Origin of the sequence: Paraclostridium bifermentans (assembly GCF_964259345.1) — a bacterium.
GTDB classification, from domain to species: domain Bacteria; phylum Bacillota; class Clostridia; order Peptostreptococcales; family Peptostreptococcaceae; genus Paraclostridium; species Paraclostridium bifermentans_B.
The window spans coordinates 109,225-124,540 of the sequence record NZ_CAXVJR010000006.1 but is presented as its reverse complement, the minus strand read 5'-3'; the positions used below and the strand labels follow the sequence as shown (position 1 = coordinate 124,540).

The following is a 15,316-nucleotide window of genomic DNA, read 5'->3' as shown; positions in this document are numbered from 1 at the left end:
TTAATTTATTTTATGCATATATAAAATATATTTCCCATTTTCTTTATATAAATAACATATATATTGACTATCACTAGATTATATCATTATTTGCCTATTTTGGTAAATTTTTGTTGAAGACTTACTAATAAAAAAACAATTACGAATCTCGTAATTGTCATCTTATGTTTGAACTTAATTTAGTTTTTACTTTATTAAAAGTAATGCTATTGCATTTAAGAAAAATAACACAGCTGTTATTTTAGTTACTCTAGCAAGAAAAGCCTCTTTTCCTTTTGGTTTGAAGTAAGCTTGTGTTCCTTCTCCACCAAATTCAGTAGGCACAGCACTTTTTGTATCTTGTGGTAATATACTAAGTACTAAAACTACAGATAGCACTATTTGTACACCCATTAAAAAATTGCCCATAGTTATCCTCCTACAATTTTTAATCTCTAGTTTTTCATAATTTTAGTGTAGCACAATACACCGCTACATTCAAGCTATTAAGCCAATCTTGTTTATATTATAATACCCCAAAAAACAGTAGATACTACAGTCATCACTAATCCTACTATACATTCATAAGGTATCAACATTAAACGACTATTTATATTCATATTAGTCGCTCCTGCTGTTGCATGGAAGAAAGATCCATGAGGTAAATGATCTAAAACAGTTGCTCCTGAATGAACCATAGCTGCACCTGCTATTGGTGATACTCCAACTCCTATTATAGTTGGTGCAAAAGTTGCAGAAGCTATCGTTGCTCCTGATGTAGTAGATGCAGTTGCTGCTGACATTAATATTCCTGATATTGGAGCCAATAAAAATGCGGGCATATTCATTGCATCTAATAACATTATAGTTGTTTGTTGTAATGTAGATGCTTTTATTATTCCTGCTACTGTTCCTGTTCCTATTAATAGTATTGCTACTGGCATCATTTTTGATAACCCAAATGTTATATATTCATTAATATTTTTAGCTTTACCCATAACTAAAGCTCCTACTATCCCTCCTATAGGAAGTGCTATAAGTGGGTCTATTTCAATATTAGCTATTGGTCTAAGTGCTAGTAATAGTATTGCAACAACTGGTCCTATTATAGCCCCAAAGAATGATGGCAATTCTATATTTTCTGTTTCTGAACTTAATTCTTCTATTTTTTCATGTTTAAATTTCTTGGCTAAAAACTTAGCTATTATTACTGTAACTATTAGTCCTGCTATTGCTGGTAGTAAGTTTGCAGCCATTAAGTAAGATAAATCTACTCCGAAGTTTTCTGCTGCTGATATAGTATTTGGATTTGGAGATATTATATTCCCAGCTTTTCCTCCACCTATCATAGCTAAAAGTATTGCCATTTTGGGATATCCTAATTCTTTAGCTATGGCAAGTGCTATGGGTGCAACTGTTATTACAGCTACATCAACAAATACTCCGACTGCAGTAAGTATCATAGTCGATAAAGCAAGTGCAAATAATGCTCTTCTTTCTCCTAATGTCTTTATAATCTGATCAGCTATTTTAGCTGCTGCTCCAGTTTTTATTAAAACTCCAGCTAAAACTCCTGATGTTATTATTCTAAGTATGGCAGGCATTATAGATTTTGATCCATCTATCATTACGTCTACTGTACCAGTAAGTCCTGCTCCGCCTACTAGTCCACCTATTACTGCTCCTAGTATTAAACTATAAGCAGGATGTATCTTTTTTATTATTAATATTATTGCTACTAAAAGGCCTAACAAAGCCCCTATTGTTGTTATTTGTACTTCCATTGTTGTCTATCCTTCTGTCATTTTATTTCATTATTTTAATAAGATTAAATACTTGAGTTACTGTCTGTATAATATTATTTTTTGCAATTTCTGGTTTCATAGCTTCTTCTATACTCATTGTTGAATTTACTATAGAAAAATAAGCATCGATTCCTTCTTTATTACATTCAACTGCATCTTCTGTAGTACAACCTGCAATTGCTATTACTTTTGCATTATGTTTTTTAGCAAGTTTAGCAACTCCTATAGGTGCTTTACCCATTGCAGTTTGGTTGTCTAATCTACCTTCTCCTGTAATAACAATATCTGCATTCTTTACTGATTCTTCTAATTTAATCTCGTCTAATATTATTTTTATTCCAGATTCTAATTTTGCATTTAAAAATCCTAAAAATCCAAAGCCTAATCCTCCTGCCGCTCCAACACCTTCAACATTTGCAATATCTTTGTTTAGGTCACTTTTAACTACCTTTGCAAAATTTCTTAATCCTTCATCTAATTCTTTAACTATTTCTTCTGTCGCACCTTTTTGAGGTCCATATATATAAGCCGCTCCATTTTCTCCATATAGTGGATTATTTACATCGCAAGCTATTCTAAATTTACATTCATCTAGTTCTTTTAATCTATTATTTGTTTTTATGTATTTTATCTCATTTAATTCTTTTCCACCTAATCCAACTAACTTGTTTTCTTTGTTATAAAATTCAAATCCTAAAGCTTGAAGCATTCCTATTCCACAATCGTTTGTAGCACTACCACCAATTCCGACTATAAAATTTCTACATCCTTTTTTTATAGCTTCTTTTATTATTTCTCCAACTCCATAGGTAGTTGTGTTTAGTGGATTTCTTAAATCTTGTGGTACTAATGGTAATCCTGATGCTTGTGCCATTTCTATTATGGCTGTGTTTGTATCTTTTAGTATTCCATATGTAGCATCTACTTTTTCTAATATAGGTCCTGTTACAGATATAGTTTTAATTTCACCATTCATACCTTCAACTAATGCTTCAACAGTACCTTCTCCTCCATCTGCTAATGGTTTAATTTCTATGTCTATATTTCCATCAACATTTAATATTCCTTGTTTTATAGCAGTTGCTGCCTCTATAGAAGTTAAGCTTCCCTTTAGAGAGTCTATTGCAATTACTACTTTCATAACTCTTTCTCCTTTCACACATATGCTTATTTTAAATGAGATAATTTCTAAATTTTTAAAATAAATTATAAAATTTGATTTTAAAAATTTTTCAGTGAATTATATTTTATTCTATTATACTTGAAAAGAAAAGCCTTCTTGTTAAAATTATACATAAATAAAGGAGCCTCAGAATTTTCTAAGGCTCCTTTTAAGCATTTATCTATTTTATAGGATTATTTCTTTAAGTTGTAGAAAGATTTTAATCCACAGTATCTAGCAGACTCTCCAATCATTTCTTCTATTCTTAATAATTGGTTGTATTTAGCAACTCTATCAGTTCTTGATGGAGCACCAGTTTTTATTTGACCAGCATTTACAGCTACTGCTAAGTCAGCTATTGTAGTATCTTCAGTTTCCCCTGATCTATGAGATATAACTGCAGTGTATCCAGCTCTCTTAGCCATTTCTATAGCATCTAAAGTCTCAGTTACAGTACCTATTTGGTTAACTTTTATTAATATAGAGTTAGAAACACCAGCTTCTATTCCTCTTTCTAATCTTTCAGTGTTAGTAACAAATAAGTCGTCTCCAACTAATTGTAATTTGTTTCCTAATCTTTCAGTTAATACTTTCCATCCATCCCAATCTTCTTCATCTAATCCATCTTCTATAGTTATTATTGGGAAGTTGTTTGACCAATCTTCGTATAAATCAACCATTTGCTCAGCAGTTAACTCTTTACCTTCTCCAGCTAAAACGTATTTTTTAGTTTCTTTGTTGTACATTTCTGTAGCAGCAACGTCAAGTCCTAACATAACGTCTTTTCCTGGCTCGTATCCAGCTTTTGATATAGCATCAACTATTAATTCTAAAGCAGCTCTGTTAGAGTTTAAGTTTGGAGCGAATCCACCCTCGTCACCAACACCACAAGCTAATCCGTTATCAGCTAAAACTTTCTTTAATGAGTGGAATACTTCTGCACCCATTCTTAAAGCTTCTCTGAAAGACTTAGCTCCTACTGGTAATATCATGAACTCTTGAACGTCTACGTTGTTATCAGCATGCTCTCCACCGTTTATTATGTTCATCATTGGAACTGGTAATTGCTTAGCATTTACTCCACCTATGTATTGGAATAATGGTAAACCAACTTCTTCAGCAGCAGCTCTAGCTACAGCCATAGAAACACCTAATATAGCGTTTGCTCCTAATTTACCTTTGTTTGGAGTTCCGTCTAACTCTATTAATAATGCATCTATTCCAGGTTGGTCAGTTGCATCCATACCTTCTAATTCAAGTGCTATTATTTCATTAACATTGTTAACTGCATTTTCAACACCTTTTCCTAAGTATCTTGATTTATCTCCATCTCTTAACTCAACTGCTTCGAAAGCTCCTGTTGATGCTCCTGATGGAACTATAGCTCTACCAGTTGCTCCACTTTCTAATACTACTTCAACTTCTACAGTTGGATTTCCTCTTGAATCTAATACTTCTCTAGCGTATACTAAATCGATTAATGACATAATTATGTCTCCTTTCAAGTTTATATATTTATTTTAAATATATTTTTATTATATTATAGTTTCTTACAAAAAATAGTTTATTTTGAAAAATTTTCAAACATTTTAAATTATTTTGCTATTAATGAATCCCCAGTCATTTCCTCTGGTTTATCTATATTCATTAAGTCTAGTACTGTTGGTGCAATATCACTTAATCTTCCATCTTCTCTTAGTTTAGCTGATTTATATTCATCACCTACAACTATAAAAGGTACTGGATTAGTTGAGTGAGCAGTTACAGTAGTTTTAGTTTCAGGATCTTGCATAAGTTCTGCATTTCCATGGTCAGCAGTTATTAAAGAAACTCCGCCTTTTTCTAATATCTTGTCTGTAACTTTTGCTACACACTTATCTACTTCTTCTACAGCTTTTACTGCTGCTTCTACTACTCCAGTATGTCCTACCATATCTGGGTTAGCGTAGTTAAGTACTATAAAGTCATATTTATCTTCATCTATAGCTTTTAATATTTTTTCAGTTAATTCTTCAGCACTCATTTCAGGTTGTAAGTCATAAGTAGCAACCTTTGGAGATGGTACTAATAGTCTTTCTTCTCCTTGGTTTGGCTCTTCTACTCCACCATTGAAGAAGAATGTAACATGAGCGTATTTTTCTGTTTCAGCAGCTCTTAATTGAGTCTTACCATTTTTAGCTAAATACTCTCCTAGTGTATTTTCTAAACTTTGTGGTTTAAATGCTACATGAACATTTTTTATAGTTATATCATATGTAGTTAAACATACAAAGTAAGTTTTCATACATGGTCTTTCAAATCCAACAAATTCATCGCAAACTAATGCTCTAGTTATTTGTCTAGCTCTATCTGGTCTAAAGTTTCCAAATACTATAGAATCATTTTCTTTTATAAGACCTACTGGGTTTCCATCTTCAACTATTACAGTTGGAAGTACGAATTCATCAGTTTTATCATCAGCATAAGCTTTTTCAACTGCTTCTTTTGCAGAAGTAGCAGTTTCACCTTTGCCATCTACCATAGCATCATATGCTAATTGTATTCTTTCCCATCTCTTGTCTCTATCCATAGCATAGTATCTACCTGATACTGATGCAAATTTACCCACGCCTACTTCTTTCATGTAGTTTTCTACATCTTCGATATAAGTTAAAGCACTTTTTGGTTCAGTGTCTCTACCATCTGTAAATGCGTGAACATATACGTTTTCAACACCATTTTCTTTTGCCATTTTTATTAATGCTTTTAAGTGGTCTATGTGAGAGTGAACTCCACCATCAGATAATAATCCCATTAAATGAAGTGAATGTTCTTTTCCATTTTTCATAGCCTCTAATAAAACATCATTTTGGAATAAGTCTCCATCTTCTATTGCTTTACTTACTCTAGTTAAATCTTGATATACTATTCTTCCTGCTCCGATGTTTGTGTGCCCTACTTCTGAGTTACCCATTTGTCCATCTGGAAGACCTACATCAAGTCCACTAGCTTGTATTAAAGTATGTGGATAGTTGTCATGTAATTTATCTAGGTTAGGAGTGTTAGCACTTGCTACAGCGTTTCCTACCTTTATTTCACTACAACCAAAACCATCCATTATTATTAATGCTACTGGTTTTTTCATGTCTTTCACTCCTTAGAAATTAACAAGCTCTACAAAGTCAGCTGATTGTAAACTAGCTCCACCAACTAAAGCTCCATCTATATCAGATTGATTCATTATTTCAGCTACATTAGCAGGTTTAACACTTCCGCCATATTGTATTCTTACTTCTTCTGATATTTCTTCTCCGTATAATCCTTTTACAACTTCTCTTACGTAAGCTATTACATCGTTAGCTTGCTCAGCAGTTGCAGTTTTTCCTGTTCCTATAGCCCATATTGGCTCGTATGCTATAACAACTTTTTTCATATCTTCAGCAGTTACGTTTTCTAAAGCTTTTTCAGTTTGTACTTTACAAACATCTTTAGTTTTGTCTGCTTCTCTTTCTTCTAAAGTTTCACCTATACATAATATTGGATCTATTCCTGCTTCTAAAGCTTTTAAAACTTTTTTATTTACAGTTTCGTTAGTCTCATTGAAGTATTGTCTTCTTTCAGAGTGTCCAAGTACTACGTAATCTATATTTAATTCATTTAACATTGGTGCAGATATTTCACCTGTGAAAGCACCTTTATCTTCATAGTGCATATTTTGAGCACCTATTTTTATATCAGTTCCTTTTGTAGCTTCCTTTAAGTCTTTTAATAAAGTAAAAGGTGCACATATAACTGCTTCTACATCTGTATTATTTACTTTTCCTTTTATTTCATTAACAAATTCTACAGCTTCTGCTATAGTCTTATGCATTTTCCAGTTTCCTGCTATTATAGGTTTTCTCATTTTATTTTCCTCCATTACTATAAATGTTATAGTATTGATAATTTTTGATTAGTGATGATATGTGGTAGTGCATCATCACTAATCTATATTTTTAAATTATTGGTAATTATAAGTTTCGATTATTTATTGTCTAATGCTACTATACCTGGTAATTCTTTACCTTCTAAGAATTCTAAAGATGCTCCCCCACCAGTTGAAACGTGAGTCATCTTGTCTCCAAATCCTAATTGGTTAACAGCTGCAGCAGAGTCTCCTCCACCTATTACTGTAGTAGCATCTTCTAAAGCTGCCATAGCTTTAGCAACAGCTAGTGTACCGTTTGCGAAGTTTTTAAATTCAAATACTCCCATTGGTCCATTCCATACTATTGTTTTAGAAGCTTTTACAGTATTTACGTATTCTTCTATTGTCTTAGGTCCTATATCTAGTCCCATATGACCTGCTGGTATGTTTGCATCTTCAGTTATAACTGGTTCTACATCTGCAAATTTATCAGCAACAGCATTGTCTATAGGTAATAATAATTTAACACCTTTAGCTTTTGCTTTTTCCATCATTTCTTTAGCGTATTCAACTTTATCTTCTTCTACTAAAGAAGTTCCTATTTCATACCCTTGAGCTTTTAAGAATGTATAAGCCATTCCTCCACCTATTATTAGGTTATCAACTTTTTCTAATAACTCGTTTATAACAGCTATCTTATCAGAAACTTTAGCTCCTCCTAATATAGCAGTGAAAGGTCTTACTGGATTAGCAACAGCTTCTCCTAAGAACTTTAATTCTTTTTGTATTAAGTATCCGCAAGCTCTTTCATCTAAGAATTGTCCAGCTCCAACAGTTGAACAATGAGCTCTATGTGCAGTTCCGAATGCATCATTTACGAATATTTCAGCTAATGAAGCTAACTCTTTAGAGAAGTTTTCTTCATTTTTAGTTTCTTCTTTTCTATATCTAGTATTTTCAAGTAATACTACATCTCCGTTTTCCATTTTAGCTACTGCTGCTTTTGCATTTTCTCCTACAACGTTTTCGTCAGCTGCAAAAACAACTTCTTTTCCTAACATTTCAGATAATCTTTTAGCTACAGGTGCTAAAGATAACTCTTTTATAGCTTCTCCTTTTGGTTTCCCTAAGTGAGAACATAATATAACTTTTGCTCCATTGTCTACTAAGTATTTTATAGTAGGCATAGCTCCGTTTAATCTATTTTCATCAGTTATAACTCCGTCTTTTAAAGGTACGTTGAAGTCACATCTTACTAAAACTTTCTTACCACACACATTTATATCTTCTATTGTTTTCTTATTAAGCATTGACATGGTCGTATCTCCTCTCAAAATAGTATTTCCACTATTTAGTATATCACATTTCTTTCTTTTTCCGTAATAAAGTGTATCTTTTTCACTTAAAAACACACTTTATTTAAGCAATATGTAGTAACTTACTATATATCGTCATTTTTTTCAGCATTTTTGTTAAAAAAAGTCCGGAGCCCGTAGTATAAAACTACAAACCCGGACTTTTTGTCAGTCTTCTTATTTTTTATTTATAAAGATTACTTAGCTAAGTTTGCGAAGTATCCTAAAGTTCTTATTAATTGAGAAGTGTAAGACATTTCGTTGTCATACCAAGAAGTAACTTTAACTAATTGTTGTCCGTCTACTTCCATAACTCTTGTTTGAGTTGCATCGAATAATGATCCGAACTCTATTCCTATTATATCTGAAGATACTAATGGCTCTTCAGTGTATCCGAAAGACTCATTTGATGCTGCTTGCATTGCAGCGTTTATTTCTTCTACTGTTACTTTTTTATCTAATGTACAAACTAATTCAGTTAAAGAACCAGTTATTACTGGAACTCTTTGAGCTCCTCCGTCTAATTTACCTTTTAATTCTGGTATAACTAAACCTATAGCTTTTGCAGCTCCTGTAGTGTTAGGAACTATGTTAGCAGCAGCAGCTCTAGCTCTTCTTAAGTCTCCTTTAGCATGAGGACCATCTAAAGTATTTTGGTCATTAGTGTATGCATGTATAGTAGTCATGAATCCTTTTTGTAATCCGAATTTATCATTTAAAGTTTTAGCCATTGGTGCTAAACAGTTAGTTGTACAAGAAGCCCCTGATATAACTGTTTCGCTTCCATCTAATATATCATGGTTAACGTTGAATACTACTGTCTTTAAGTCTCCTGTTGCAGGTGCTGATATAACAACTTTCTTAGCTCCAGCTTCTAAGTGAAGACCAGCTTTTTCTTGAGAAGTGAAGAATCCAGTACACTCTAATACTATATCAACGTTTAATTCTTTCCAAGGTAAGTCTGCAGGGTTTCTCTCAGCAGTTACTTTTATTTCTTGTCCGTTAACTACGAAAGCTCCTTCTTTAACTTCTATTTCTCCGTTGAATCTTCCTTGAGCTGAATCATATTTGAATAAGTGAGCTAATGTCTTAGCATCTGTTAAGTCATTTATTGCTACTACCTCAAATTTATCAGTTTGCTCCATTAATCTTCTTAGAGCTAATCTACCTATTCTACCAAATCCATTTATTGCTACTTTAACCATCGTATTTGCCTCCCTAAAATAAATGTGTGTATATTTAGCTAGCTTTAGCTAGTTATTAACTAATTAATTTCTAATATCTTGTAAGCACTTTCCTCATCTGTAACAATAACCATATTACTATTTATCTTTGAAATTGCAGTAACTGCTTCAGCTTTACTTGCCCCTGCAAATATTGCTATATTGTTTTTCACAGATTTAAATGTTTCTAAGTCTATTCCTACAGTGTTTAATTCATATACTATTTCACCATTTTTATTGAAATAATATCCAAATGCTTCTCCTACAGCTCCTTTAGATAATATTTCTTCAACTTGTTCTTTTGGTAATTTTCTTCTAGTAGCCATTTCATCAGCTCTACCAATTCCAAATACAAGTACATCGGTTTCTCTTATGTAAGTTAGAGTTTTCTTTATCTCTGGTTCAGAGCTAAGCGTTTTCATCGCCTCTAAACCTAACTCATCAGGTATATGAAGTAATTTGTAATGTGCTCCTAATTTTTTTCCTAATATTGCTACAATGTTATTTGATTGAGTTTCTACATCTTTTCCAACTCCGCCCCTTGCAGGAACAATAGTTGTTTGATTGTATTTCTTTTCGCTTTTTAAACTATTTGCAAATTCTAACATAGTGCTTCCACCAGTTATTGAAACAATATTACTATCTTTTAATATGCTTAAAAAATATCCTGCTCCTTGTTTTGCTACATCTTTTAATAAGCTTTCATTTTTTTCAAAATCACCGGGAACTATTATAACTTTCTTTATTCCTAGCTTTTCTTTAACTCTATTTTGTAGCTGTGAAAGTCCCATAACCTCATTCATAATATCTTTTAAGTTTTCTAAAAGTTCAATTCCTTCTTCTGTAACTGTCATTCCTGATACAGCTACATTTATTAAGCCTTGTTCTTTTAAAACTTCTGTTTCAGATCTTATTATTCTTTCGCTAATTTCTAGCATATTTGATAAGGTACGTCTTCCTATTGGTTCACTTAAAGATATTTGTCTTAAAATTGAATATCTTCTTTCCATAAGTTCTATCACTTGTGGAATTAACTTTTTTTGTATATTAATTAAGTCATTCATTAAAACTTGCTCCTTCAATATTAATCAATGTATCGGGACTTTTAATGTCCCTTGTTTAATTTTTAGTCCCACAAGTTAATTTTATTTTATAGGAAATCCTTCCTAATTTCAATAGTTTTTATAATTTTTTTATAAAATTATTATTTAATATTCCTTTCTTTTGCTAGATGAAGGTATCTGAAGCTCTTCCCTGTACTTAGCTACAGTCCTTCTAGCTACTGAAATTCCACTCTCTTTTAAAATTTTAGATATTTGTTCATCACTTAATGGTTTTTTCTTATTTTCACCCTTTATTGTTTCCTTTATAATCTTTTTTATACTAGTACTTGAAGTCATTTCATCGCTTGTAGTCTCTATAGCAGTACTAAAGAAATATTTAAATTCATAAACTCCAAATGGTGTTAGCATATATTTTCCATTAACACCTCTACTAATTGTCGATTCATGACACTCTATCATTTCAGCAATATCTTTTAATTTTAGTGGCTTTATAAACTGTGGTCCTTTATTAAAAAATCCATCCTGACATGAAACTATAGCTTCTGCAATTCTTAAAATTGTATGATTTCTATTTTGTATATTTTTTACTAAGTTTGATGCAGAATTTAATTTAGATTTGATAAAATCTTTAGCTTCACTATCTGATGATGAATTTTTAAGAACTTCTTTATAGAAGTTATTTATTTTTAAATTATATGAGTCTTTTTCATTTGTATAAACAATAAGCTCATTATCTATCTTTTCAACTATAACATCTGGTTGTACGTATACCGTTTTCTCATTACAACATAATCTTCCTGGTTTTGGATCTAGTTGCTTTATTTTATTAACTAATGCTATACACATTTGCATAGGTATCTTATGCTTTTTACTAATTTCTTTTACTTTATTTAATGCAATCAAATCTAAGTCTTCTTTTATTATTTTTATTAGTTGTTCATCATAAACACCTTGGTTATTAGCTTGTATAATTAAACACTCTACTAAATCTCTAGCTCCAACACCTACTGGTTCTAATTGTTGAATTATACTCAGTGATTTTTCAAATTCTTCTTTTTCTACATTCAAATCATCCAGCATATATCTTTCTTCTACTCTTAAATATCCATCTTCATCTAAACTATCTATTATATAATTGCAAATTTCTCTTTCTTTATCACTAAGCTTATATAAACCTATTTGTAGATTTAAATATTCATATAAGTTAGTTTCTTCTTTTATAATATTCTCTAAATTCAACTCATTATCTGGGTTATAATTTATTTCCCCTTTATACCCTTTATCAATATTATTTATATAAGCTTCCCAGTCTATCTCTTCTTTTCTTTCTATATCTAATAGTGGATTTTCTTCTGACTCTTTTCTTATTTCCTCTTCTAGTTCTACTTTACTCATGTTAAGTATCGTCAAAGATTGTTTTAATTGAGTAGTCATAACTAGTTTTTGAGATTGTACCAACTCCAGCCTATTATTAAAATTCATAAATTTATTCACCTCACTTTATATATCGTAATAACCTAAAAACTCTCTAGTCTATTTATGTCTATTTATGTAAAAAAACCCTTTTGCTTTAGTATATTCTACCACTTGGTATAACACTTATGCAAAAGGGTTTTCTATAACATTTTATTATCTATTCATTTTATCTAATATAGAGTTTAATTGCTCTTCATCGAATACATATTTAGTATTACAGAATTGGCATCCTATTTCAGCTTGTTTATCTTCTTCTATTATTTCAGATAATTGTTGCTTTCCTAAAGATATTAAAACTCCTTCGACTCTTTCTTTTGAACATTCACATTCAAATCCTACTTCACATTTATCTAATATTTGAGGGTTTAAACCATCAAGTACTATATTAAGTATATCTTCAGGAGTATTTCCAGCCTTTAACATATTAGTTATAGAATCTAATTTTGCAACATTAGCTTCTAGTTTTGCAATATTTTCTTCAACAGCATCTGGCATTAGCTGAATTATAAATCCTCCTGCATATTCAACTTCTTCTTCCTTAGTTAATACGCCTAAAGCCACAACTGATGGTGTTTGTTCTGATACTGCAAAGTAATAAGTTAAATCTTGTGCTATTTCTCCACTAACTATAGGGTATGACCCATTGTATGGTTCTCTTAATCCAAGGTCTTTAGTTACTCTAACTGTACCTTCTGTTCCTACAGCCGCCGCAACGTTTAATTTTCCATTTTCATAATCTGGTACTACAACATTTGGATTATCAACATATCCTTTTACTATACCTTTAGAGTTAGATGTTGCTAATACGTTACCTATAGGCCCGTTACCTTTTATTATAACTGTTAGCTTATCTCCATCATTTTTCATCATTAGCCCCATCATAGATGTTGCTGTAAGAGTTCTTCCTAATGCAGCTGTTGCTACTTTAGTTGTTTGATGTAACTCTCTAGCTTTTTCAACCATACCTTTAGTTGTTGCAACAAATGCTCTTATTTGACCATCTCCAGCAGTTGCTCTTATAACATAATCCTTCATATATATTCCTCCAATCATCCTAAACTACGCTATTTATTTCTTACAAACAAAGAATATTCTCTCTGAATCTTCTTTTGGTTTATCAAATGTAAAATCTCCATATACTTTTACATTTTTAAATCCAGATTCAGTTAGCATTTCTATTATTTCTTCTTCTGTATAAGCTCTTTGTTGATGAACTTCTTCAAATTTATCATATCTATTATCTTCACCTTTTATAAAGAAAGCTAATTCCATTTCTAATAAATTCTCTTCATCATCAAAGTAGTTTTGCCATAAATATGATACTTCTTCTCTGTTCTCCCCATATATATTTCCACCTAATATATTAGCAAGCTTGTAATATGAACTTATATCAAACATGAATAATCCATCATCTTTTAATAATTCATATGTTGTATCAAATACATTTTGTAAATCATCGTCATAAGTTATATAGTTAAATCCATCGCAAGCACATAATACACAGTCAAGTCCTGTTATATCAAAATCTAACTCGGCTATATCTTGTTGTAATAAAACTAATTCTATACCTTGTTTTTCTGCTTTTTCTTTTGCTACGCCTAGCATTTCTGCTGATATATCAATACCTGCTATATCGTATTCTTTTTTAGCTAGTGGTATAGTTATATTCCCTGTTCCACATGCTAATTCTAGTATATTTTTAACTTTTACATCTTCATTTTCAATTGTATCTTCTATATATTTAACCCATTTATCATAGTCAACATCATTCATTAGTTCATCGTAAACAAATGCAAAATCTTTATATTGATCCATCCTTTTTCTCGTCTTCCTTTTCCTTTTCATTTTTTTTCCTTTGCTTTTTGCGAGAAGTCAGCATACCACCTATACGCCCTGCTTCTTTAGCAGTCAAACCTCCCCATCCAAGCTCAGAAACCTTGTCCATTAGCCCCAGTTCTGAGGCTATCTCATATTTCATTATATCATCATCTGTCAATATTTTCTTTTTATTAGTACTACTTTTCTTTCTTGGTTTATTTATATCAATTTTTTTATCGTTCATAAAAATCACTCCTTCATTTGTATTTTTGTCATATAAGTAAAATTTATACAAATTTAAGGAGTGATTTGAATTTTATATTAATGATTTTTTATGTTTTAATAGTTTCACATATACATCTAAGGCATTACCTAATATACTTTCATCAAAGTTAAAGTTTATACTATGAAGTCCATTTGTAAATCCTTTTTCTTCATTTCTTGCTCCTAGCATAAAAAATAACCCTGGTATTTCTTTTTGATAAAATGAAAAATCTTCAGATATCATTATAGGCTCTAGTTTTATAACTTTTTCTTTACCTATAACTTCTACAAATTCTTCATATAAAGCTTCATTATTATTAACAGCTGGATAATCATCTCTTATTTCTACATTTATACTGCAGTTATAAGCAACTTCATAGCCTTTAGCTAGTTCTCTTATTCTCTTCTTGATAGTTTCATAAACCTCAGGTTTAAAAGCTCTTATAGTTCCTTCTATTCTTATATTTTCAGCTATTATATTTCTTCTAGTTCCACCTTCCATCTTACCAATTGTAAGCACTGCATTTTCTAGTGGACTTATATTTCTAGATATTATAGTTTGTAAACTTCCTATAAAGCTAGATGCTAAAACTATTCCATCTATTCCATTTTGAGGCATAGCTCCATGACCACTTTTAGCAATTATATCTATATCTAATTCCCCAACTTGAGCTAAGAAGTAATTCGGTCTCGTTCCTACATAACCTTCTGGAATTTCTGGGTATATATGAAGTCCATATATTTCATCTATATTGTATTTTTCTACTATTCCAGCGTCAATTAGTGGTTTAGCTCCTCCTGGTCCTTCTTCTGCAGGTTGGAATATAAATACAATATTATCCATTAAGTTTTCTCTTTGTTCATTTAAGTATGTTACTAATCCTAATAGTACACTCATATGCCCATCATGTCCGCATAAATGCATAGCTTTATCACCCATAGTAAGAGCATCCATATCAGATCTAAACGCTATAGTCTTTTTAGGATTTTTTCCTTTTATAATTCCTACCACAGCAGTTTCTAACATTTCTTCAAATTCTACACCTATGCTTTTTAAATAATTTTTTATATAATTACTAGTTTTATATTCTTTATTTCCAATTTCAGCTAGTACATGTAATTCTTTCCTATTGTTTTTCATGTTTTCTTTTATATTACATATATTACTCATACAAAACTCCTTTGATATCAATTTATATAATATAATTATACCCAATATATATTGCATTAGTATTGTTATTAATGCTTAACTTTCTTAAAACTATTGCTATTAGTGCTATATTT

General features: G+C 31.1%; 14 protein-coding genes. All 14 read right to left on the bottom strand.

Annotated elements, in window-relative coordinates:
- Nucleotides 1–186: 186 nt before the first annotated feature.
- The gene (gene secG / locus ACEXNK_RS12995) at nucleotides 187–408 is read right to left on the bottom strand and encodes a preprotein translocase subunit SecG (protein ID WP_373598974.1); all 222 of its coding nucleotides are present in this window, start codon (nucleotides 406–408) and stop codon (nucleotides 187–189) included.
- A 92-nt stretch (nucleotides 409–500) separates the two neighbouring features.
- Nucleotides 501–1,763: a GntP family permease gene (locus tag ACEXNK_RS12990; protein ID WP_373598973.1), complete on the bottom strand. Its 1,263-nt coding sequence runs from the start codon at nucleotides 1,761–1,763 to the stop codon at nucleotides 501–503.
- A 22-nt stretch (nucleotides 1,764–1,785) separates the two neighbouring features.
- Nucleotides 1,786–2,925, bottom strand: a complete 1,140-nt coding sequence (locus tag ACEXNK_RS12985) for a glycerate kinase family protein (protein ID WP_373598972.1) — start codon at nucleotides 2,923–2,925, stop codon at nucleotides 1,786–1,788.
- Nucleotides 2,926–3,140: 215 nt separating this feature from the next.
- Nucleotides 3,141–4,433, bottom strand: coding sequence for a phosphopyruvate hydratase (gene eno / locus ACEXNK_RS12980; RefSeq protein WP_373598971.1), 1,293 nt, complete (start codon nucleotides 4,431–4,433; stop codon nucleotides 3,141–3,143).
- Between the two features lie 107 nt (nucleotides 4,434–4,540).
- Nucleotides 4,541–6,070, bottom strand: coding sequence for a 2,3-bisphosphoglycerate-independent phosphoglycerate mutase (gpmI, locus tag ACEXNK_RS12975; RefSeq protein ID WP_373598970.1), 1,530 nt, complete (start codon nucleotides 6,068–6,070; stop codon nucleotides 4,541–4,543).
- A gap of 12 nt (nucleotides 6,071–6,082) precedes the next feature.
- Nucleotides 6,083–6,829, bottom strand: coding sequence for a triose-phosphate isomerase (gene tpiA, locus ACEXNK_RS12970; protein ID WP_373598969.1), 747 nt, complete (start codon nucleotides 6,827–6,829; stop codon nucleotides 6,083–6,085).
- Nucleotides 6,830–6,948: 119 nt separating this feature from the next.
- Nucleotides 6,949–8,148 (bottom strand): phosphoglycerate kinase, encoded by a 1,200-nt coding sequence (locus ACEXNK_RS12965; protein WP_373598968.1) that lies wholly within the window; start codon nucleotides 8,146–8,148, stop codon nucleotides 6,949–6,951.
- A 236-nt stretch (nucleotides 8,149–8,384) separates the two neighbouring features.
- The gene (gap, locus tag ACEXNK_RS12960) at nucleotides 8,385–9,392 is read right to left on the bottom strand and encodes a type I glyceraldehyde-3-phosphate dehydrogenase (RefSeq protein WP_373598967.1); all 1,008 of its coding nucleotides are present in this window, start codon (nucleotides 9,390–9,392) and stop codon (nucleotides 8,385–8,387) included.
- A 59-nt stretch (nucleotides 9,393–9,451) separates the two neighbouring features.
- Nucleotides 9,452–10,474 carry a sugar-binding transcriptional regulator gene (locus ACEXNK_RS12955; protein WP_373598966.1) on the bottom strand — a complete coding sequence of 341 codons (1,023 nt, stop codon included), beginning with the start codon at nucleotides 10,472–10,474 and terminating at the stop codon, nucleotides 9,452–9,454.
- Nucleotides 10,475–10,618: 144 nt separating this feature from the next.
- Entirely contained in the window at nucleotides 10,619–11,956 is a 1,338-nt protein-coding gene (gene rpoN / locus ACEXNK_RS12950; protein WP_373598965.1) for an RNA polymerase factor sigma-54, read from the bottom strand.
- Nucleotides 11,957–12,103: 147 nt separating this feature from the next.
- A complete protein-coding gene (gene hslO, locus ACEXNK_RS12945; RefSeq protein WP_373598964.1) occupies nucleotides 12,104–12,985 on the bottom strand; it encodes an Hsp33 family molecular chaperone HslO in 882 nt (293 codons plus the stop codon).
- A 33-nt stretch (nucleotides 12,986–13,018) separates the two neighbouring features.
- Entirely contained in the window at nucleotides 13,019–13,765 is a 747-nt protein-coding gene (locus ACEXNK_RS12940; RefSeq protein WP_373598963.1) for a class I SAM-dependent DNA methyltransferase, read from the bottom strand.
- The gene (locus ACEXNK_RS12935; RefSeq protein WP_373598962.1) at nucleotides 13,752–14,012 is read right to left on the bottom strand and encodes a small, acid-soluble spore protein, alpha/beta type; all 261 of its coding nucleotides are present in this window, start codon (nucleotides 14,010–14,012) and stop codon (nucleotides 13,752–13,754) included. Before ACEXNK_RS12935 ends, ACEXNK_RS12940 begins: the two co-directional genes overlap by 14 nt.
- 72 nt (nucleotides 14,013–14,084) lie before the next feature.
- Entirely contained in the window at nucleotides 14,085–15,203 is a 1,119-nt protein-coding gene (locus ACEXNK_RS12930) for an N-acetyldiaminopimelate deacetylase (RefSeq protein ID WP_373598961.1), read from the bottom strand.
- Between the last annotated feature and the right edge of the window lie 113 nt (nucleotides 15,204–15,316).

Excerpts from the sequence above, each read along its gene's own strand:
- secG (WP_373598974.1), bottom strand. The coding sequence starts at position 408 with ATGGGCAATTTTTTAATGGGTGTACAAATAGTGCTATCTGTAGTTTTA.
- ACEXNK_RS12990 (WP_373598973.1), bottom strand. The coding sequence starts at position 1,763 with ATGGAAGTACAAATAACAACAATAGGGGCTTTGTTAGGCCTTTTAGTA.
- ACEXNK_RS12985 (WP_373598972.1), bottom strand. The coding sequence starts at position 2,925 with ATGAAAGTAGTAATTGCAATAGACTCTCTAAAGGGAAGCTTAACTTCT.
- eno (WP_373598971.1), bottom strand. The coding sequence starts at position 4,433 with ATGTCATTAATCGATTTAGTATACGCTAGAGAAGTATTAGATTCAAGA.
- gpmI (WP_373598970.1), bottom strand. The coding sequence starts at position 6,070 with ATGAAAAAACCAGTAGCATTAATAATAATGGATGGTTTTGGTTGTAGT.
- tpiA (WP_373598969.1), bottom strand. The coding sequence starts at position 6,829 with ATGAGAAAACCTATAATAGCAGGAAACTGGAAAATGCATAAGACTATA.
- ACEXNK_RS12965 (WP_373598968.1), bottom strand. The coding sequence starts at position 8,148 with ATGTCAATGCTTAATAAGAAAACAATAGAAGATATAAATGTGTGTGGT.
- gap (WP_373598967.1), bottom strand. The coding sequence starts at position 9,392 with ATGGTTAAAGTAGCAATAAATGGATTTGGTAGAATAGGTAGATTAGCT.
- ACEXNK_RS12955 (WP_373598966.1), bottom strand. The coding sequence starts at position 10,474 with ATGAATGACTTAATTAATATACAAAAAAAGTTAATTCCACAAGTGATA.
- rpoN (WP_373598965.1), bottom strand. The coding sequence starts at position 11,956 with ATGAATTTTAATAATAGGCTGGAGTTGGTACAATCTCAAAAACTAGTT.
- hslO (WP_373598964.1), bottom strand. The coding sequence starts at position 12,985 with ATGAAGGATTATGTTATAAGAGCAACTGCTGGAGATGGTCAAATAAGA.
- ACEXNK_RS12940 (WP_373598963.1), bottom strand. The coding sequence starts at position 13,765 with ATGGATCAATATAAAGATTTTGCATTTGTTTACGATGAACTAATGAAT.
- ACEXNK_RS12935 (WP_373598962.1), bottom strand. The coding sequence starts at position 14,012 with ATGAACGATAAAAAAATTGATATAAATAAACCAAGAAAGAAAAGTAGT.
- ACEXNK_RS12930 (WP_373598961.1), bottom strand. The coding sequence starts at position 15,203 with ATGAGTAATATATGTAATATAAAAGAAAACATGAAAAACAATAGGAAA.